Here is a 20,890-nt window from a genome sequence, read left to right on the forward strand (position 1 = left end):
AAAAACAATGACAAGTGTAGCGCTGAGTGGAAGCAGCACCCTGTGCCAATGCGTAGGCTGGTAAAAAACTACTACCTATAAAGGCCAGGGGAACATGAATCGCATTTATCGCACCGTGTGGAACGCGGCCAGAGGCCAGTGGCAGGTCGCTCCGGAAAACGTCAAGCGTCACGGCAAATCATCCGCCAGCCGCTCACATACTGTGGGTGCCGTGGCGTCGCTCGCGGTTGGGAGCATTCTCCTCCTGCCCCTTAGCGCCTTGGCCAGCGGCCTCCCCTCGGGTGGGGAAATCCGTGCCGGTAGCGGTGACATCAAACAATCCGGCAACGAGATGCGCATCAATCAAGACTCTGATCGCATGGCGATTGACTGGGACGACTTCTCGGTGGACGAAGGCAGCCGGGTTGCCTTTAACCAGCCAGGCCGCGACGCCGCCGCGCTCAACCGGGTGACGGGTGATCAGCTCTCGCAGATTCGCGGGGCCATCGAGGCCAATGGACAGGTTTTCCTGGTTAACCCCAACGGCATCGTGTTTGGCGATACCGCCCAGGTGGATGTCGGCGGGCTAGTCGCCTCCACCCTGGATATCAGCCCCGACGACTTTATGGCCGGGGATTTTACCTTTGAGGGTGACAGCAGCAGCGCGATCATCAACCAGGGCAACATCCGCGCCGGTGACGAAGGCTACGTGGCGCTGATCGCTGCCGAGATCATCAATGAAGGCAACATCAGCGCACCGCGCGGCGATGTGATGATGGGCGCGGGCAGCCGTGTGACCCTGGACATGGGTGGCCCGATCAAGATCGAGGTCGAGGAAGCCTTGCTGGATACCTACATCGAGCAAGGCGGCGCGATTCAGGCCGACGGCGGCCGGGTGTATCTGACCGCCAAGGCGGCAGGCGACTTGGCTGCCAGCGTGATCAACCACACCGGCACCACCCAGGCCCGCACACTTGCCGAAAACGAGCAGGGCGAAATCTGGTTGATGGGCGACATGGACAACGGCGAAACCCAGGTAGCCGGTACGCTGGATGCCAGCGCACCGGATGGTGGCGACGGCGGCTTTGTGGAAACCAGCGCCGCCAAGGTCAGTATTTTGGATGAGGCCACCGTCACTACTCGTGCGGATGACGGCCAAACCGGCGAGTGGCTGATTGACCCCCAGGATTACACCGTGGCCGAGGAAGACGGCGACATCACCGGCAACACGCTCTCGAACAACCTGGCGGATAACAACGTCACCATCGAGAGCGTCGACGGCGGTGAAGACGGCAACGGCGATATCTTCGTCAACGACGAAGTCACCTGGGAAAGTGGCAACAACCTCACCCTCGACGCCCAGCGGGATATCACCATCAATGAAGAAGTGGATGCCAGCGAAGGTAACGGCGGAAAGCTGTCACTGGAATACGGCCAGGACTCAACCGATGGCGGATCGGCGCGCTTTACCGCCAACGCGCCCGTCAATCTCCAAGCGGGCCAGAATTTCTCCACTCAGTTAGGCAGTGATGGCGAGGTACTGGACTTTACCGTCATCACCGAGCTTGGCGAGGAAACCGGCTACGACGACGACACTCTGCAGGCCATGCGCGATGATTTAGAGGGGCACTACGCTCTTGGAGCCGATATCGATGCCAGCGATACCGCAAACTGGGATGGGGGGAAAGGTTGGGAGCCGGTTGGTACAGCGGGGAATTCTTTTAGAGGATCATTTGATGGTTTGGGGCACGAAATTTCCGACCTTTCATTGAACCGACCCACTGAAGATCGGGTGGGGTTATTTGGGAGAAGCGTACGCAGCAGTGGTGATTACGTATTTAAAAATTTAAGTTTAGTGAACGTAGACATAATAGGGAGCTCTTACGTTGGCAGCTTGGTTGGAGAAAGTCGCAACGGGATAATCCATAATAGTGAGGCCACAGGGAGCGTTAAAAGCGAAGGAGCCATCTCAGGGGGACTTGTGGGCTCCCTTGCCAGTGACAGTGTACTGCAAGACAGCCACGCAAATGTAAACGTTAGTGGAAATGATTTCGTAGGTGGCTTAGTTGCTGGAAATGTCAGTGGAGCTATTGTCCGAAACAGTTATGCCACCGGCAAGATCGAAGGCAATGAGTTCGTAGGCGGTCTAGCTGGGATAGTACAAGCCGATGGCTCCAGAATCGAAAATAGTTTTGCCACGGGAGACGTCAACGGCGAAAGTAAAGTTGGCGGTTTAGCGGGACGCGTTGGGTTCTCTGATCCACCTTCGCAATCTGATGTTGAAATTAGCAACAGCTATGCCACCGGCAAGGTAACTGGAAACTCATCTGTTGGTGGCTTATTGGGTGATATCAACGTACAGGATGACTCCATACCCAAGATTGAAAATAATTTTTGGGACGTTGAGACTTCCGCCATTGGTTCGGCTGGAGATGATAACTTCGGTGCCACTGGCCTTACCTCCGCGGAGATGAAGCAAGTATCCACCTTTACCGATGCCGGTTGGGACGAAACCGTCTGGTCATTTGGTGGCACACACACTGCCGGTTATGGGCTGTTCCGGCCATACTTGACTAACGTCACCCGTCCAGATGATATCCCTAATCAAACCACACTATTTCAAGACGGTTTCGGTACCGAAGACCAGCCCTTCACCCTCACCGACTGGCAGCAGCTGCAGAATATCAATTACAACGACGATGTATTGACCGGCGGTTATTACTACGCGCTGGAAAATGATCTGGATAACAACACCGCAGGCTACAACGAATTGGCTAGCGCTTCGGCTAACGGAGATGAAGGCTGGAAACCGATTGGCGATTCAAGCGCCAGTTTCACCGGTAAATTCGATGGCCAGAGTAATACGCTCACCGAGCTTATCATCGATCGGTCTAATCAAGATGGTGTTGGTTTGTTTGGCAATACCAATAGCGCCACCATCCAAAACGTTGGAAAAGTGGGTGGTAGCGTGGCGGGCAGAAACCACGTCGGCGCGCTGGTGGGGTACAACGACTCCTCCACAGTCAGCGGTAGCTACGCCACCGGCAACGTAGAGGGCAGCATAGAAAACGTTGGCGGGCTGGTCGGGCACAACTACAAATCCACGGTCAGCAATAGCTATGCCACTGGCAACGTAGAGGGCAGCACAGACAGAGTCGGCGGGCTGGTGGGTTACAACGACAACAGTTCCACGGTCAGCAACAGCTACGCCACCGGCAGCGTGATGGGCAGCGGTAGCGGCAGCGATGTCGGCGGACTGGTGGGAAAAAACAGCGTCTCCACAGTCAGCACTAGTTACAACGTCGGCGGGCTGGTCGGGAGTAATGAAGGGGATGTCAACGCCTCCTTCTGGGATACCGAGACTACCGGGCAGGCCGACAGTGCCGGCGGCACAGGTTTGTCCTCTACCGAGATGCAGAACCCGTCTACCTTCACCGACGCCGGTTGGGACGAAACCGTCTGGTCGTTTGGTGCCGGTGCAGAATCTCCCGGCTATGGTCTTTCGCGTCCGTATCTCACCGATGTCACCCGCGATGACGACATTCCTGATCAAACTCCGCTGTTTGACAACGGTTTCGGTACCGAAGACCAGCCCTTCACCCTCACCGACTGGCAGCAGCTGCAGAACATCAACGATAACGACGACGTATTAACCGGCGGTTATTACTACGCGCTGGAAAATGATCTGGATGCCAACACCGCAGGCTATGACGACTTGGCAAGCGCTTCGGCTAACGGAGATGAAGGCTGGAACCCGATTGGCGACGGCAGCCCACCGGATAATGGCCCAATCTTTACCGGCCAGTTTGATGGTGGCAATAACACGATTGGTGACCTCACCATAGCCAATGATCGCGACAACCTGGGGCTCTTTGGAGCCACCACCGATGCCTCAATCAGCAACCTGATCTTGCATAATCCTGACGTGAGCACTACTGGCTTTTCTTACGGCGTCGGTGCGTTGGCCGGGCGTATCCAGGACACCACCGTGGATAACGTGACGGTGAGTGGCGACCAGGCAGAGGTGAAGGGTTATTTCGAAACAGGCGGGTTGATTGGTTCGGCCAACGAATCCTCCATCAACAATAGCGCCTCTGCCGCCAGCGTGACCGGAGACCCGGAGTCCTTTAATGCGGGCGGGCTGGTTGGGTACAACGATCAGACGCAGATCGAAGACAGCTCGGCCAGTGGCGCGGTCAGTGGTGGTGCCCATGTGGGCGGACTGGCAGGCCTCAATACCAGTGACAGCCTGATTCGAAACTCTCAATCCACGGGTGATGTCACGATTCCCGATAGCGCGAACGAGGGTACTCGCGGCTATGCAGGCGGATTTGTCGGCAGAAATGAAGGCAGCATTGAAAATGCCTCCGCCAGCGGCGACGTGGTCGGACTCATTGGTGATGAGTTTGAGGGTACCGATTACCTGGGCATAGGCAGTTTCGCCGGGGATAACGCCGGGTTAATACACAACGCTGACGCCAGCGGCGCGGTCACTGTCGAGAATGCTACGGGTAATGAAACCCAGGTTGCCGAAGGCCTGCTGGGCCGCAATACGGGCCTGCTCGCCAATGGCTATGTCACCGGCAGCAACACCGCCTACTGGCGGCAGCATGATAACGATATGGGGATTGCCGATCAGCCCGACGACCTGACCCTGGTCGATAGCGCGGCGATCAAAGCGCGCCTTGAAAACGGCATTGACGTCGACCTCGCCACCACGGGCGATAGCGCATCGGTTGACGCCGATATCGGCTCCCAAGGCAGCGTGGATTTGGGCGATGCCGAGCAACATGACGCAGCGTTAAGCCTTGATGCCCTCAACGGTATTTCGCTGATGAGTGAGCAGGCATTGCGCTTGGGGAATATCACAGCCGCTGATGCCATTGCTATTGCGACGGCCACCGGCGACCTGACCCTTACCGACGATATCACCACTGAGGCCACCAGCGACCAGGCCGTGGTGCTCACGGCGGGCGACAATGAAGCCCCCGGCACCGCCACCGGCGGCGATATTCGTTATGCAAGCGGCGACCTCACCACCGGCACCGGCGGGGGCACCCTGCTCTACACCGGCAGCCTGGCAGGCAGCGAGGACATCGCGACGCTCATCGCCCAAGGCGACTTCCGCTACAACAGCAGCGCGACCACCGCGAACTACACCGAGGCACTGGATGCCGAACGCCACCTGATCTACCGCGAGCAGCCCGAGGTGCGGGTCAGTGCCGACGGTAAAACCATCACCTACGGCGACGACGTCCCCTCGGATTATGACCTGCAAAACACCCGTGGCTTCGTCAACGGCGATGACGACAGCATTTTATCGGGCACCCCCACGTGGTCAGTTGAGGAAGCGTTATCCAGTGCGGGTTACCAGAACGCTGGCGACCACCGCATCGACTATGACGACGGCTTATCCAATGCCCTGGGGTATGCCATCGTCACGGATACGACCAACACCGGCACCTTGGCCGTTGATCCTCTGACGCTAACGGCGGCGGAGATTGGCGATGGTGAGTCCATCTACGGTGAATCCCTGACACCCGGCGATGCCAGCCTGGGCGGAGCACTGACCGATGATGATGTTGCTTCGACGGCGGAACTGACTGACGCCACACGCAGCCGCTCAGATAACGTCAATGTGGGCACCTATGACCAGCAGGCGGATACCGGGACCCTCACCGGCAGCGATGCAGGCAACTACACCCTGGACCCATTTACCCAGCCGGATAGCTACGTAGTGACCCCCCGCTCGGTCACCGTGACCGCCGACGACCAACGCAAGAGCGAGGGTCGCTCCGACCCCGAGCTGACCTATCAAGCGGAAAATCAGCAGCCTGAACGTGGCTTGGTTGACGGCGATACCCTGGCAGGCGAACTGGAACGCGAGACCGGGGAAGACATCGGCCGCTACGCCATCCAGCAAGGGGGTCTCGATAACACGCAGAACCCCAATTACGCCATCGACTTTATCGAAGGTGAACTAGCGATTACTACCCGCCCAGTTCCCCCGACGCCGGAACCACAATCCGAGTTAGAACCTAATGCCAATTTTGATGCTGTAGTGAATCAAACACTTCAAGCGGCATCGTCAAGCGAGCAAGAGGAACCAATGGCCTTACGCAACGAATCCACCAATGAAAACTTACTGCCCGGCGGTATCGAGATTGTTGAGAGCGGTATCAACTTTGCTTTGAATGACGACGTTGAGGGAGACAACTAATGCACTATGGTTTACTTACCACTCGCTCGCTGACCGTAACGGCTATGTGCTTGATGGGTTCGTTGTCACTCACCAGCTATGCGCAAACGCCGCCGGATGCAGGCCGCCTCCTTCGCGACTCACTACCGGAAAGTGACTATCAGCCACGCGAGTCCTCTGTCGATATTAACCTGGAGGGCGCACCGCTGTCAGAAAGCGATGCCGAGAGTCGCGAGATCCGTATCGACGAGATCACCTTTAGCGGCAATACCGTCTATGATGACGCGACGCTGTTAGCTCAGGTTCAAGACCGGGTCGGACAACGGCACGACATGGCCGGGCTTCAGCGCATCAGCAATGAGATCAGCCGCTTTTATCGTGACAACGGCTACCCGTTTGCCCAGGCAATGCTGCCTAAGCAGGATGTCAGCCAGGGAACGCTCGAAATACGTCTGGTAGAGGGCAACTATGGCGAGGTAACGGTCAGTGGCGATGACGACGCGCTGGTCGACGATATCTCGCCTTACCTTTCCGAACTTCGCACAGGCGACGTCATTCAAGGCGACAAACTTGAACGCACCGCCCTGCTGCTAGGCGATTTACCGGGGGTCGACGCCACCCCAGTCATGCGGCCGGGCGAAGCCTCTGGCACCGGGGACTTGGTCACTGAGGTGTCTGCAGACGATCGCCTGCGCGGCTCTGTGGCCGCGGATAATCACGGCAGCCGCTCTTCCGGCGAAGCGCGGGCAACCGTCAGCGTGCAGGCCAACCGACTGTTAAAGGTGGGTGACGAGTTAAGCGTGACCGCCCTCTATTCGGAAGAGGATTTATGGCTGGGCCGCTTGGCGTACTCCCTGCCTATTGGTTATCAGGGCTGGCGGGCGGAAGTGTCTTATGCGCGCACCGAGTATGATTTGCGCTCGCCGTTCAACGGCTTTACCGGTACGGCGGATACCAGCAACCTGACACTCAGCTACCCACTGATTCGGCAGCAGCAGACCAACCTGACAGCGTCTTTTGGCGGCGAGTACACGGAGTTGAACGATCGCTTTGAAGGGGTCAGTTACCAGCAACGGTATGGTTATAGTGTGCCGCTTGCGCTTCAGTTTGACCACCGTGACTCGCTTGGTCAGGGCGGTGTGACGTTTGGGGAGGCTCGCCTGCAAAGCGGCCAGATCAATAACCAGGCCAATGAACAAGTGGATGGTGGCTATACCAAGGCCAATATTAGCCTTTCGCGCTTGCAAAACCTTGGCCAAGGCTTCTCGCTGCTGGCCAGCGGTGAAGTGCAATGGGCAGACTCGCCGCTGGATTCTTCACAAGGCATGAGCCTGGGCGGTGCCCGAAGCGTTAGAGCGTATCCACAAGGAGAAATCAGCGGCAGCCGCGTGTGGCTCACCCAGTTGGAAGCCCGCTATCAAGTCACGCCTGAATTGAGCCCCTATGTTTTCTATGACCATGGAGCTCGCCAAGGGTTTGACGACGAAGCAAGCGAAACCCTGGCAGGCGGCGGTGTTGGCGTTCGTTACACGCAAGATAACTGGTCACTGGATACGGCAGTGGCAACGCCCACCACTGGTGACGCCGCCTCAGCGGACGAGCACAAAGACCCGCGCTTTTGGTTGTCAGGGCGTTATAACTTTTGAGCGAAGCACATGGCGGCATAGTAGAAGCCGCCATGTGCCTGGTTCTTGATAGCGTTGGCACTATTCTTACTGGCTCCAAGGTATCACTTAATCCCAGGCGGCGCCTGCCAGGGCATCCAGAGGAATCTTGAGATAGCGTTTGCCGTTGGCTTCGGGCTCGGGCAGTCGCCCGCCGCGGGTATTCACCTGCAGTGCGTGAAGAATCAGCTTGGGCATCGGCAGTTCGCTATCGCGCTGGTGGCGAAGCGCCACGTAGTCGCCTTCGCTTTTACCCACCAGGTGTGGGTTGTGCGCCTGCTGCTCGGCGACGCTGCTTTGCCACTGGGGCTCGCGGCCATCCGGCATGTAGTCGTGGCCGGTGAACAGGCGCGTGTCGTCGGGCAGCGTGAGGATTTGCTGGATGGAGTGCCATAAGGCCTTGGCATCGCCGCCGGGGAAGTCCGCCCGTGCGGTACCGAAGTCCGGCTGGAACAGGGTGTCGTGCACGAAGGCACTATCGCCAATCACATAGGTGACTGAGGCCAGCGTGTGGCCCGGCGAGAACATCACCCGGCCACCCAGCTCACCGATCTGAAAGGTATCACCCTCGGCAAACAGCGTGTCCCACTGGCGGCCGTCGGTTGGCATTTCCGGCCAGTTGTATATCTCCTTCCACAGCGTCTGCACTTTGGTGACGTGCTGACCAATGGCCGTTGGAGCGCCGGTTTTTTCTTTCAGGTACTGCGCTGCCGAGAAATGATCGGCATGGGGATGGGTGTCCAGAACCCAGGCCACCGACAGCCCTTGCTGCTTGATATAAGCCAGCAGGGTGTCAGCGCTAAAGGTGGCCGTCGCGCCGGATTTCTCATCAAAATCCAATACCGGGTCGATAATCGCGCACTCCTTGGTGGCGGGGTCGCTGACCACGTATTGAATACTAAAGGTGCGCGGATCAAAAAAACCAGCGACGTCCGGCGTGCCTGCACCTGTGCTTGGGGAAAACGCAAAGGTCCTCATGCTTATATCCTCAATATTGACGCTATAAAATAATGGTTATAACCATAGCTGATTAAAGAATATAAGCAACAGCCACTTATTAAAAGGCCTTCTCCAGCGCAAAACGCGGCTGGTTGTAGCCCTCTCTAATCACATTTTCAGTGAACATCTCAAGCGGGCGCACCCAGAGGCCGTAGTCGCCGTAGAGGGCGCGATAGACCACCAGAGGTTCCTCGGTTTCGCTGTGCTGGGCGGTACCGAGTACTTCGTAAAGGCTACCTTTGTAATGGCGATAAATACCGGGGGTAGGAACGATCATAAGGCTTCCTTTTGCTTGGCGGGCTGGGCGGCTTTTTTGGCGAGCCGCTCTAGCACCTTTGAAGCGGCGACAAAACCAAAGGTGCCGGTTAAAAAGGTGGCAGCGCCAAAACCCGAGGCACAGTCCAACCGGGTGACATCGCCGCTGCCGGGCTTCTGCAGGCAAACTTCACCGTCGCCGCTGGGGTAGACCAACTGCTCGTCAGAATAGACGCACTCGACCGAGAAGCGCCGCTTGGGGTTGCGGGAAAAGCCGTAATCACGGCGCAGCCGCGAGCGCACTTTGGATAACAGCGGGTCGTGCTCGGTGCGGGTGAGATCCGCTACCTGAATGCGCGTAGGGTCGGTTTGCCCACCGGCAGCCCCCGTTACGGTAATGGGAATTTTGCGCCTTTTACACCAGGCGATCAGCGCTGCCTTGGCGACCACGCTGTCGATGGCATCCACCACGTGGTCGACGTCGGCGGGGATGCGCTCGGCGAGGTTGGTGGGCGTCACAAAGGCGGTATCGGCAACGATCTCAATCTCTGGGGCAATCAAACGGCAACGCTCGGCCAGTACATCGACCTTGGGCTGGCCAATGGTGTCATCCAGTGCATGGAGCTGTCGGTTGACGTTGGACACGCAGACATCATCCAAGTCGATCAGCGTCAGTTTGCCGATGCCCGAGCGCGCCAGCGCCTCGACCGTCCAGCTCCCCACGCCCCCAACGCCGACCACCACCACATGGGCATGACGAAAGGCGTCCGCGGCACGCTGCCCATAGAGGCGGCGAATCCCGCCAAAGCGAAAATCGTAATCCGCAGACGACATAGAGGCTCCTGTACTCAGGTTAAAAGGGCGGATGGTGTACCGATGGGCGGGGTGCGCACGCTGTCCAGCGGCAAATGACCGGACCAGCCGAGATGATCGAACAGCGCCACCATGGTGTCGTCCAGCGCGCAACTAAGTTGGATGCGCTTGTCGAACAGCGGATGGTCAAAGGCCAGATAAGTGGCCGCCATCAGTAACCGAGGGGCGCTAAGCTGCTCTGCAAAAAAGTGGTTATGCACGCTCTTGCCGTGCTTGGCATCTCCAATGATGGGGTAGCCCCGCCGTGAAAGGTGGCGACGAATCTGATGGCGTCGCCCGGTCAGCGGGCGCGCTTCCACCAGCGAGTAGCGTGCCACCGGGTAGCGATCGACCTGCACCGGCAGCTCGACGCTATCCAAGCGGCGGATGTCGGTCATCGCTGGCATGGCGGGCATTTCCGCCTTGGGCCGTGTGCCGTCCTCTTCGCGCAGCGGGTAGTCCAGGCGTGCTTGCTCAGGGGCTTTGCCGCGGACTACCGCCAGGTAGCGCTTGTCTACCTGGCGTTCGCTGAACGCGTCGCTCAGCAGAGCAGCGACTTCAGAGGACAAGCCAAACACCATCACACCCGAGGTAGGCCGATCTAATCGATGCACCGGGTACACCCGTTTGCCGATTTGATTGCGCAACCGCTGAAGCAAAAATTCGGTTTCACCACGCGCCAGCGCCGAGCGATGCACCAAAAGCCCTGAGGGCTTATGCACTGCAACGAGATGCTCATCCTGATAGAGGATGTTGAGTGGCGTCATAGCGATCCTCGCTAAAAATCTGGCGACAAAGACTGTCTATAAAACATTGAACAAATCAGGCCGCTATTGTCGCGGCTTGGCGGGTTAATGTCATCTCTCGTGATATCTGGGCCACGGATCGCCCCAACACTCAACGCCATGGTGTGTGACCGGCAGTTGGTGTTGGCGGGTTAGCCAGCGGCGAACTACTTTGAAGGAGTACTTAAACAAAAGTTTTCCACGGATAAGGAAAGGAGACATCAACATGCGCTATATGACATCGCTCGGTTGTATCACTGCTTCACTGCTGCTTGCAGCCTCGGTGCAAGCAGATGACAGTATGGAGGTTGAGATACATAAAGTGAGTGCCGATGGCGTTGAGGAATCTATCGGCAGCATTAAACTGGAGGATAGCGAGCACGGCCTGCTGTTAACGCCTGACCTTAGCGACCTGGACGCCGGTGTGTATGGCTTTCATGTGCATAAGAACCCAAGCTGCGAGCCTCAGGAAAATGATAGCGGCCACATGACCGCCGCGCTTTATGCCGGAGGCCACTACGACCCAGAAGAAACAGACAGCCATGAAGGACCTTACGGCGAAGGCCATTTGGGTGATTTGCCAGTACTCACCGTAGATGAAGACGGCAATGCGACCCTTCCTGTGCTCGCCCCTCGTCTTACCCTGGACGATATAGAAGGACGCAGCATTATGATTCATGAGGGTGGAGACAACTACTCGGATGACCCCAAAGAGCTTGGCGGTGGTGGCAGCCGCATGGCATGCGGCATAGTGGAGTCATCAGAGTCCTCTGATGATGAAGAGTAAAGCTTAAAATAAAACGGGCAGCCCATTGGCTGCCCGTTTACGTTGTAAGATAAGCTGGCTAAAACCTTTACTCGTCGCCTGCCATCTGCATTTGGCGCTGCATGTAGTTCTGAATACCCACCTTATCGATCAGACCAAGCTCAGTTTCGATATGGTCGATATGATCTTCTTCGTCGGCGAGCAGATCACGCAGCAAGTCGCGGGTCACGTAATCTTTAACGCTCTCGCAATAGGTAATGGCTTCGATATAGTCATTACGGCCATCGTGCTCGATTTTCAAATCGCTCTCAAGCATCTCCTTGACGTTTTCACCGATGTGCAGCTTGCCCAGATCCTGCAGGTTAGGAATACCTTCGAGAAATAGGATGCGCTCGATAAGCTTATCAGCATGCTGCATCTCTTCGATGGACTCGTCGTATTCCCATTTGGCGAGCGCCTTCAAGCCCCAATCCTTATACATTTTGGCATGCAAAAAGTATTGATTGATGGCGACCAGCTCGTTGCCAAGGGCGATATTGAGATGCTGGATTACTTTCGGATCACCTTTCATGACGTCACCTTTTTCCTGTAATGCTGATAGTTTAGCAAACTCTATCAAGCAGTTACGTTAATCAAGGAGTATTAGCCATCAAAGGCATACTCCCAGCGTTAACTGGGAGTATAGAGATAAGACCTAAAAATTCAAGAAAATCATATATTTGCTAACGATAATTCTTACAATATCGATTCGCGTCACACGGCGTACGCTAAATCCATATTGGCTTCTAAGCGAGCCTCATGGACCGCTTCACGAGTGAGGGATTTCGCGAAACAAGCGCATTTGCCGCACTGTGTGGCACAGCCAGTAGCTTCGCGCACTTCCTGCCAGCTGCGCGCTCCGTCGCTCACCTGCTGGCGAATCTGATGGTCGGTTACTCCCTTGCACACACACACGTACATGGCTGCACCTCATAAAGTCTATGAGATGAATGTAAATGATTCGCATACATCTTTGCAAGTAGAAATATATAGCCTTTAGTAGGGATTCGTCTTAAGTAGCTTTAAGGGGTCTATAACCCTTTGTCGTGGGCGTATTTTTTGCGTGCCTACCCGGAAAATTAATATTTTGGCAACCTAACGATCTGCGTATTGGAAGCAATATCCGGCCAGCTGCGACGCTGCTTATCGAACAATACCCACCAATAGCCGATTCCTAGCGCCGCCAAGGACATCCAAGCCGTCAGGCAGCGTACCAGGCTTTGTTTGAATGAGATGGCGGTTCCTTGGTTGGTCTGTACCCGCAGACGCCACGCCTGCATACCCAGCGTCATACCGCCTCGCTGCCAGAAAAACGCAAAAAATAGCGTGGTAAACAGCACCAACAATAGCCGAAGGCTCCAGATATCGACGCCTGTGGTACCAATCGCTTCGGCTTCTTGGTCCAGCACGAATCTGAAAAACGCCAGATGAGCGACGGTCACGGCGATCCAGATCGCCGCAAGCAGCAGGCCATCGTAGAGCATCGCCCCCAGGCGCGGCCCCAACCCGGCGGGCTGCGTATTCGCTGGCTGGTGAAAACGCTGCTTAGCCATAGGGCTCCTTAACGCTCAGAGTTAGCCGTTACGTCGCAAGAAATAGACGCCCACCACCGCACACGCAAGGGTGGGCACTAGAACGGCCCACACGGGAGAGAAACCAAACAGGGTCGACGCCGGGGCCAGCAGGTCCTGGACGTACTTGAACACCAGCCCGGTCACCACGCCGTAAAACACCCGGGTGCCCGCCGCCACGGTGCGCAATGGGCCGAACACGAACGACGCGGCAATCAACACCAGCGAGCCCATGGTCAGCGGCATCAGTATTTTTTGCCAGAAATACAGCAGCGGTTGGTCTGTCTGCATGCCCTGATCTTCCAGGAAACGGGCGTATTCCCATAGTTCACTGGGTGCCTGGCTTTCCACCGAGCGCAGCAGGCGTTCCAGCTGAAGCGGGGTAAAGTCGGTTTCCCAATGCTGAGTGTCGGCTCGCTCGGACTCGGTGCGATCATCAAAGATCCGTGTGGTGGCTACATCCTCAAGCTGCCAGGCGCCATCGTTCCAGTTGGCACGGCGCGCGTAGGTGGCCTCGACCAGTCGCTCCTCGTCAAAGCGATAGCGGGTCAGGTCGAGGACCACGTTATCCGCCCGGATGGCCCCAAAGCGGTAGACGCTGTCGTCCTCGACCTGCCAGCCACTGCGGCTTGTCAGCATGGCCCCCTCACCCTGCATTTTTTCGAGCTGCCAAGCTTCGGCGTATTGCTCCGTACGCGGGCTGACATACTCCGCCACCATCAGCACCACCACGACCACCAGCAGCACAGGCTTCATCACGCTCCAGACGATTCGCGCCAGCGAGCGGCCCGCGGCGCGCATCACGGTCAATTCATTGCTGGACGCCATGCTGCCCAGACCAATCAGCGCCCCGATCAGCACCGCGACCGGGGCGTATTGATAAAACCGCCAGGGCGTGCGCATAAGTAGATAAAGAAAGGCATCGAGTGCGGTATAGCCCTCTTGGACATCGCCCAAATCATCGATATAGGCAATCGTAATATCCAACCCCAAGAGGACAAATTGCACCACTACGATTGCTGCTAGCACGTTGCGAGCGATATAGCGGTCGAGACGATCGGTGACTGTTAGCACATTTAGCATCAGCGCATCCCCTTGCGTTGCGACTGCCAGATCAGCAATAAGCCTAGGACTAAAAACACCCCATGAACGGGCCATATACCCAAGGTACTAGACCAAGCACCACTGCCCACCGCATCGACAGCTGCCAGCAATAAACTCAAGTACGCAACGTACAAAAAGATGGCGGGCAGCAGCTTGGCGAAACGTCCCTGTCTAGGATTCACGCGGGACAACGGCTGCGCCATGATCGCCAGTATAAAAACCATTAACGGCAACCCGGCCCGCCACTGCCATTGCGCCTGGGCACGATCGTTATCGTCTTGCCACAGTGCCGCTGTCGTGGCGTACTCCAATGAGTCCAGTTCTTGGCGATCGCGGCTCAAGCCCAAACGCAACGTGTAGCGCTCAAATGTCAGTCGTTCAGCATTACGCTGCCCTGGCGTCACGCCGTATCGCTCGCCATCACGCAGAACGAGGAAGCGGCTACCGGTTTCCATGCGCGTTTCTTGATAGCCCGACTTGGCGCGCGTCACATAATCGTGTTCGGCATCGTCGCCAGGCCCGCGCTGTTCGTGAATCAGGACATCCTGCATTTCGCTGCCGTCATCATTAAAACCACTGATATAAGCGGTACGCCCACCGCCAAATTCCTGAAAGCGACCGGGTGCCAGCACCGAAACGTCCAACCGGCTCTCCTGTTCTTCTATAATGGCGGCGGTTTGCAATGCCCCGGCCGGCGTCAGCCAAAGGCTGCACAGGCCAACCAACACCGCCACCGCCGTTGCAGGCAGCAACGTTACCCGCAACAGTCGTGTAGGGCTGATGCCGCAGGCCACCATCACGGTGATTTCGCTGTTCATATATAACTGCCCGTAAGCCAGCAATATGCCTAGGAAAAACGCTAGCGGAAGAATCAACTCCATGAAGCCAGGCAGGTGGTAGACCATTAAGCTGCCAAGGATGTTGACCGGAAAATCGCCCTCCGCGGCGTCCGAAAAATAGCGGATGAAGCGGCTGCCCATGATCACCAACAGCAAAATGCCCGCCACAGCGGACATGGTGAGCAATACTTCGCGGGTTAAATAGCGGAATAATATCAACGCGCTCTCCGGCTAGTCGTGCAGGATGTTATGCAACACCTGCATTGCTTGGGTACACTGATCCATTATCCTGAATACCTCGATGCTTGTCTTGTTGGAGACGTCATGGAATTTTCCGTTCAAACGGCCAACCCGGCCAAAATAGAAACGGCCTGCCTTGTTGTCCCCGTCTATAAAGACGGCGATTTACTGCCTGCCGTGGCCAAGCTCGACGATGCCAGCGAGCAGTTGATTGGCCAGCTCGTGGCCCGTGGCGACGTCGATGCCAGTCTTGCGAGCGTACAGCTACTGCCCTATGCCCCAGGCCTGGGAGCCGAACGCCTGCTATTAGTTGGCCTTGGCGAGCGCGAAAAATGTCATGAAGCAGCGTATTTAAAAGCGCTGGATGCTGCCATGACCGCGCTCATCAAACTGCCCATCGACGACGCCAGTGTCATGCTGACCGACGTACCGCTGGCCGACCGCGATACGGGCTGGAAAGCACGCAAAGTGCTCGAAAGCATCGAGCGCGCGGGCTACCGATTCGATCAGTTCAAACGCCAACCAGCGCCTGCCGCTAGCCTAACGCACTTGACCCTAATGATCAGCAGCGCCGCCGACGCAGACGCTGCCCAGCAAGGCGCCAGCTATGGCAGCGCCATCGGCCAGGGCATCAACTATACGCGCACCCTGGGAAATTTGCCGGGTAATGTGTGCACGCCAAGCTACTTAGCCGATCAGGCGGAACAGCTAGGGCGCGAATCAAAAGGCGCGCTGGCCGTCGACATTCTTGACGAAGAAGCGCTCGCCGAATTAGGCGCTGGCGCACTGCTGTCAGTCGGCCGTGGTAGCCGCGAGCCGACCCGCCTGATCGTCATGAACTATCAAGGGGCCGACAACGCTGACGAGGCCCCCCACGTATTGATCGGCAAAGGCATCACCTTCGACACCGGCGGCATTTCGCTCAAGCCCGGCGAGGGCATGGACGAAATGAAGTTCGATATGGGCGGTGCGGCCAGCGTGTTCGGCACCGTTAAAGCGCTACTGGCGATCAAGCCCAAGCTCAACTTGGTGTTTATCGTCGCTGCCGCGGAAAACATGCCGGACGGTGCCGCCACCAAACCTGGCGATATCATTACTACCCTGAAAGGCCTCACCGTTGAAGTGCTCAACACCGATGCCGAAGGCCGACTGGTGCTGTGCGATGCGCTGACCTACGCCGAGCGCTTCAAGCCAGCCAGCGTGGTCGATATCGCCACGCTCACCGGGGCGGCCATCGTTGCGCTTGGCCACCACGCCACCGGCTTGCTGTCCAACGATGACGACCTGGCGCTGGATCTGCTCGACGCCGGCGATGCCGCCTGGGATCGCGCCTGGCACCTGCCGCTATGGGACGAGTACCAGGAGCAGCTGGACTCCAACTTCGCCGACCTGGCCAATATCGGCGGCCGCCCGGCGGGCACGATTACCGCGGCGTGTTTCCTGTCGCGCTTTGCCGACCGTTTCCCCTGGGCACACCTGGACATTGCCGGCACCGCCTGGCATTCCGGCAAGCAGAAAGGCGCCACCGGGCGCCCTGTCGGCCTGCTTACCCAATATCTGCTGGACCGGGAAAACGACGCCCAGGTTGAAAATGGCGACGACTAGACAACCAGCGGTTGCCTTTAGGCGCTACAACCGTTAAACCTGAACCTATCAAGGCGTACGGAGGACGACTCGGTGCGCCTGTTTTCATCCTATTCCACGTATTCGCCCCGAGAGGCGTGTTGCCAGCGGAGACCAACAGCCGTGCCCACTGCAAGTTCTGATACGCACTTCGAAGCCCTGCCGTCCAACCAGCCGACGGCCGACGAGATTCGCGACAACATTCTGAAAAATCCCGGCTTCGGGCAATATTTCACCGATCACATGGCGCACGTCCGCTGGACGGTCGACGCCGAGTGGCATGGTCATCAGGTCCGCCCTTATGGCCCCTTGACCCTCGATCCTGCCGCCTCGGTGCTGCACTACGGTCAGGAGATTTTTGAAGGCATCAAGGCCTACCGCCATGCCGACGGCTCGGTCTGGACGTTCCGGCCGGAGAAAAACGCCGAGCGCTTTCGGCGCAGCGCCCGCCGCCTGGCGCTGCCCGAGCTTTCCGATGAGGATTTCATCGGCTCGCTGAAAGCCCTGCTCGCCCAGGACCACGCCTGGGTGCCGACGCCGTCGAGCGACGCCGACGAGTGCAGCCTCTACCTGCGCCCGTTCATGATCGCCTCGGAAGCCTTTCTCGGCGTACGCCCGGCCCACGAAGTGGATTACTACGTGATTGCCTCGCCAGCGGCGGCGTATTTCAAGGGCGGCATAGAGCCGGTGTCGATCTGGCTGTCGTCGCATTACAAGCGCGCCGCCCCTGGCGGTACCGGCTTCGCCAAATGCGGCGGCAATTACGCAGCGTCGCTTGCCGCGCAAAAGGAAGCCGCCGCCCACGACTGCAGCCAGGTGGCGTTTTTGGATGCCGCCGAGAATAAGTGGATCGAAGAGCTGGGCGGCATGAATCTGTTCTTTGTCTTCAAGGATGGCCGCCTGGTCACCCCGCGCCTGACCGACACCATTCTCGAAGGCGTTACCCGCAATTCCGTGCTGACGCTGGCCAAAGACGAGGGCTTAAGCCCGGAAGAGCGCCCCATCAGCATCGACGAGTGGCGTGAAGGCGCGGCGTCCGGTGAGATTACCGAAGTGTTCGCCTGCGGCACCGCGGCGGTGATCACCCCGGTGGGCGAGCTGGTCAGCGAGGACGAGCGTATTCGTCTCACGGCGGGGGGCAATAACGACGTGGCCAAGCGCCTGCGCACCAAGCTGCTCGACCTGCAATACGGACGCAGCGACGATACATACGGCTGGCTGACCCAGCTGGCCTAAGTCATCCGTCACCGTTTGCGTCGCCGCTGGCTTCAGCGGCGACGCGCCTCAAGACGCCCAGCCAGGACCTCGCCATGGCGCGCATTGACTTTTATATCCTGCCGGACAGCACGCTGGAGGCACGCCTGCAGTTTGCCTGCAAGCTGGCCGAAACCATCTACCGCAAGGGCTATCGGCTGCATCTCCACTGCGAAGATAAACCCCTCGCCGAGCAGGCCGACGAGGCGCTGTGGGGCTTTCGCGGTGACGCCTACCTGCCCCACGCGCTGGAAGACAGCGACATGGCTGAGAGCGTACCGATTACGCTCGGCTGGCAGCAGTTACCAATGCCCACTGAGGAGACCGCGCTGCTTAACCTGCACCCGGATATTCCCGAGGGCGTTGAACGCTTTGCGCGCATTGCCGAAATCATTAATCAGCACCAGCAGGTGCTGGTCGCCAAACGCGCCTGCTGGCAGCGCTATAAAGAACTCGGCCATGAGGTCGTGCCGCATAAGCTGGGGTGAGCGGCCGAGCAGAGGGCCTCCAACACAAACGCGTGACCCCGCACTTGGCGGGGTCATCAACAGCGAAAAGCTATCGTTTTAAGAGCGGCCAGGCAATCTGCCTGGCCATTTTCCATCACTGCAGTGCGTCTTCACCTTGGCCTTGACCCTGGCCTTGGCCTTGTTGGCCTCCCTGTTCCTGCATTTGCTCCTGCATCTGTTGCATTTGCTCCTGCTGCTGAGCCATGGCCTCTTCCAGTTCATCGCGCTGTTCTGGAGTGAACACGCCTTCGATCTGGGACTGCATGATGACGCTATTCGCGGTCATCTCAGCCGTTAGCTCACCAAGACGCTCCGCATCCGCGCGAATGGACGCTTCATCATAATCGGGCTGAACCTTCTCGCCGAGTTGCTGCTGCAGCTCTCGGGCTTCCTCTTCCTTGGCACTGTTTTCATCTTGCATCTGGGTCATAAGGCTGCTGAGTTCCTCTTTCTGCCCATCATCCAGATCCAACATTTCGTCAAGTTGGCTCACCTGGTCATCGACACTGGGGGTGCCGCCGCCCATACCGCCTCCACCCATTTGTTGCTGGGCCATGGCGGGAACACTGAACGCCATTGCGGCGACTGCCGGAACGAAAAGCTTGGTTAATTGCATGAAAACTCCAATTGCGTACAAATTGTATTTGCTACCCGACACAATCATGACGGGCCTTGCGATACCCCATATGACCCTAACAGACCACCTACACAGCGAAAACCACAAGGCTCATCAAGGTAGCGACTGATCTTGGCCCTGGGCTCCCAAGGTGGCTAATCAATACGGCCACAATCGGGTTATCTGTCGATACCCACGCCATCTGACAATGCTGTTTTCAAAAAATTCGTCTTAACGACAAATTATTGATTACCAGGGTGGCGATACCCCATGATGCCTAGCAATAGAACGCCCACTCATCCCGAAGTTATTCTTCTTAAACAATTTCTGGAGCCGTAAACGTGCTCACCCGCTACCCTCTCGCCGTTATTGTTATCGCTCAACTGTTCGGCACCTCGCTGTGGTTCAGCGTCAACGGTGTGGGTTTGGCGCTTCAAGACGCGGTGGGCCTGAGTGAGAGCGACCTTGGGCTGCTCACCATTGCCGTGCAGGCCGGGTTCATTACCGGCACCCTGGCGATTGCCACCACGGGGCTTGCCGACCGCGTGCGCGCCAGCCACCTATTTGCAGTTTCTGCCGTGCTCGGGGCGCTGGTGAACGCCACCTTTATTGGCATGGCGGATAACGTCACGCTGGCCGCGATCGCTCGCTTTGCCACGGGGCTTTGCCTGGCAGGGATCTATCCGCTGGGCATGAAACTGGTGGTCAGTTGGACGCCCAGCCACGCCGGGGCGGCGCTGGGCTGGCTGGTGGGCATGCTGACCCTGGGCATCGCCTCGCCGCACCTGCTGCGCGGGCTCACCCTGAACCTTCCCTGGCAATGGCCGCTGCTGCTTGCCTCGCTGCTCGCGCTGGCCGCCGCGCTGATGATTTATAAGCTGGGCGTTGGCCCGCACCTGCCCGCCAAAGCCAGCGGCGGGCGGCCCTGGGCGGGGTTGGCGGCGTTTAAACACAAGGATTTTCGGGCAGCGGCGCTTGGCTACTTCGGCCATTGCTGGGAGCTTTATGCCCTATGGGCCCTGGTGCCGTTTTTGGTGACGCGGGAGCTTACGCGTCTCGGTGCCAGCAGCAGCGTCCAGCCGTGGCTGAGCTTTGCGATCATCGCCATTGGCCTGCCCGGCTGCGTACTCGCCGGGCGCTGGAGCCGCCGGGTGGGCAGTGCCCGCGTGGCGTTTGTGGCGCTGGCCACCTCGGGCGCCCTATGCCTGATCTACCCGCTGATAGGCGCTGCCCCACCCCTGCTGCTGATCGCGCTATTACTGGTCTGGGGGCTGAGCGTGATTGCCGATTCGGCGCAGTTTTCGGCGCTGGCCTCGGCCACCGCCCCCGCCGAGCGACTGGGGGCGGCACTCGCCATGATGAACGCCATTGGCTTTGGCCTGACCATCCCGTCGATCGCCCTGGTCACATCGCTATGGAGCAGCCAGGAACTGGCCGTCATCTGGTGGCTGCTGCCCGGGCCGGTGCTTGGGCTGATCGCCATGCGCGGGCTGAATCGCCGCCCGGTAAGGGCCTGACGCCCTGCCCCTTATCGCGCTATACTTGTCGCCATTTTTTCGACCCCTTATGAATTCCATGCTTCCCTGCGGGGAGCAT

At 58.1% G+C, this 20,890-nt stretch carries 17 protein-coding genes; 7 read left to right on the forward strand and 10 right to left on the reverse strand.

The window, feature by feature from the left end; translation table 11 throughout:
- Positions 1 to 94: 94 nt before the first annotated feature.
- Both GA0071314_RS15265 and GA0071314_RS15270 read left to right on the forward strand, forming a co-directional pair.
- Positions 95 to 6,199: a GLUG motif-containing protein gene (locus GA0071314_RS15265; RefSeq protein WP_074397442.1), complete on the forward strand. Its 6,105-nt coding sequence runs from the start codon at positions 95 to 97 to the stop codon at positions 6,197 to 6,199.
- Positions 6,199 to 7,824 (forward strand): ShlB/FhaC/HecB family hemolysin secretion/activation protein, encoded by a 1,626-nt coding sequence (locus GA0071314_RS15270; protein ID WP_082934272.1) that lies wholly within the window; start codon positions 6,199 to 6,201, stop codon positions 7,822 to 7,824. Before GA0071314_RS15265 ends, GA0071314_RS15270 begins: the two co-directional genes overlap by 1 nt.
- Before the next feature lie 87 nt (positions 7,825 to 7,911).
- Here GA0071314_RS15270 and GA0071314_RS15275 read toward each other — a convergent pair whose 3' ends face one another.
- The 4 genes from GA0071314_RS15275 to GA0071314_RS15290 form a co-directional block, all read right to left on the reverse strand.
- Positions 7,912 to 8,820, reverse strand: a complete 909-nt coding sequence (locus tag GA0071314_RS15275; RefSeq protein WP_074397443.1) for an MBL fold metallo-hydrolase — start codon at positions 8,818 to 8,820, stop codon at positions 7,912 to 7,914.
- 79 nt (positions 8,821 to 8,899) lie between these two features.
- Entirely contained in the window at positions 8,900 to 9,118 is a 219-nt protein-coding gene (locus tag GA0071314_RS15280; RefSeq protein WP_074397444.1) for a DUF1653 domain-containing protein, read from the reverse strand.
- Entirely contained in the window at positions 9,115 to 9,930 is an 816-nt protein-coding gene (gene tcdA, locus GA0071314_RS15285) for a tRNA cyclic N6-threonylcarbamoyladenosine(37) synthase TcdA (RefSeq protein ID WP_074397445.1), read from the reverse strand. Before tcdA ends, GA0071314_RS15280 begins: the two co-directional genes overlap by 4 nt.
- A gap of 14 nt (positions 9,931 to 9,944) precedes the next feature.
- A complete protein-coding gene (locus tag GA0071314_RS15290) occupies positions 9,945 to 10,715 on the reverse strand; it encodes a pseudouridine synthase (RefSeq protein WP_074397446.1) in 771 nt (256 codons plus the stop codon).
- Between the two features lie 244 nt (positions 10,716 to 10,959).
- Between GA0071314_RS15290 and sodC the strand changes: the two genes are divergently transcribed.
- The gene (sodC, locus tag GA0071314_RS15295; protein WP_074397447.1) at positions 10,960 to 11,520 is read left to right on the forward strand and encodes a superoxide dismutase family protein; all 561 of its coding nucleotides are present in this window, start codon (positions 10,960 to 10,962) and stop codon (positions 11,518 to 11,520) included.
- Positions 11,521 to 11,587: 67 nt separating this feature from the next.
- On the opposite strand, the gene bfr is transcribed toward sodC, so the two are convergent.
- From bfr to lptF, 5 genes are all read right to left on the reverse strand, one after another.
- On the reverse strand, positions 11,588 to 12,070 hold the full coding sequence (bfr, locus tag GA0071314_RS15300; RefSeq protein ID WP_074397448.1) for a bacterioferritin: 483 nt from the start codon (positions 12,068 to 12,070) through the stop codon (positions 11,588 to 11,590).
- A gap of 182 nt (positions 12,071 to 12,252) precedes the next feature.
- On the reverse strand, positions 12,253 to 12,459 hold the full coding sequence (locus tag GA0071314_RS15305; protein WP_074397449.1) for a (2Fe-2S)-binding protein: 207 nt from the start codon (positions 12,457 to 12,459) through the stop codon (positions 12,253 to 12,255).
- 158 nt (positions 12,460 to 12,617) lie between these two features.
- Positions 12,618 to 13,091, reverse strand: coding sequence for an RDD family protein (locus GA0071314_RS15310; RefSeq protein ID WP_074397450.1), 474 nt, complete (start codon positions 13,089 to 13,091; stop codon positions 12,618 to 12,620).
- A gap of 21 nt (positions 13,092 to 13,112) precedes the next feature.
- Positions 13,113 to 14,192 (reverse strand): LPS export ABC transporter permease LptG, encoded by a 1,080-nt coding sequence (gene lptG, locus GA0071314_RS15315; protein WP_074397451.1) that lies wholly within the window; start codon positions 14,190 to 14,192, stop codon positions 13,113 to 13,115.
- Positions 14,192 to 15,271, reverse strand: coding sequence for an LPS export ABC transporter permease LptF (gene lptF / locus GA0071314_RS15320; RefSeq protein WP_074397452.1), 1,080 nt, complete (start codon positions 15,269 to 15,271; stop codon positions 14,192 to 14,194). Before lptF ends, lptG begins: the two co-directional genes overlap by 1 nt.
- Before the next feature lie 105 nt (positions 15,272 to 15,376).
- Between lptF and GA0071314_RS15325 the strand changes: the two genes are divergently transcribed.
- From GA0071314_RS15325 to GA0071314_RS15335, 3 genes are all read left to right on the forward strand, one after another.
- Entirely contained in the window at positions 15,377 to 16,897 is a 1,521-nt protein-coding gene (locus tag GA0071314_RS15325) for a leucyl aminopeptidase (RefSeq protein ID WP_074397453.1), read from the forward strand.
- Between the two features lie 141 nt (positions 16,898 to 17,038).
- A complete protein-coding gene (locus tag GA0071314_RS15330) occupies positions 17,039 to 18,151 on the forward strand; it encodes a branched-chain amino acid aminotransferase (RefSeq protein WP_027337836.1) in 1,113 nt (370 codons plus the stop codon).
- 74 nt (positions 18,152 to 18,225) lie between these two features.
- Positions 18,226 to 18,657 (forward strand): DNA polymerase III subunit chi, encoded by a 432-nt coding sequence (locus GA0071314_RS15335; RefSeq protein ID WP_074397454.1) that lies wholly within the window; start codon positions 18,226 to 18,228, stop codon positions 18,655 to 18,657.
- A 115-nt stretch (positions 18,658 to 18,772) separates the two neighbouring features.
- Here GA0071314_RS15335 and GA0071314_RS15340 read toward each other — a convergent pair whose 3' ends face one another.
- The gene (locus GA0071314_RS15340) at positions 18,773 to 19,294 is read right to left on the reverse strand and encodes a Spy/CpxP family protein refolding chaperone (RefSeq protein WP_051605286.1); all 522 of its coding nucleotides are present in this window, start codon (positions 19,292 to 19,294) and stop codon (positions 18,773 to 18,775) included.
- Positions 19,295 to 19,635: 341 nt separating this feature from the next.
- On the opposite strand from GA0071314_RS15340, the gene GA0071314_RS15345 reads away from it, so the two are divergent.
- Entirely contained in the window at positions 19,636 to 20,811 is a 1,176-nt protein-coding gene (locus GA0071314_RS15345; protein ID WP_027337834.1) for an MFS transporter, read from the forward strand.
- Positions 20,812 to 20,890 lie beyond the last annotated feature (79 nt).

Origin of the sequence: Halomonas sp. HL-93, from assembly GCF_900086985.1 — a bacterium.
Taxonomy (GTDB): Bacteria; Pseudomonadota; Gammaproteobacteria; order Pseudomonadales; family Halomonadaceae; genus Vreelandella.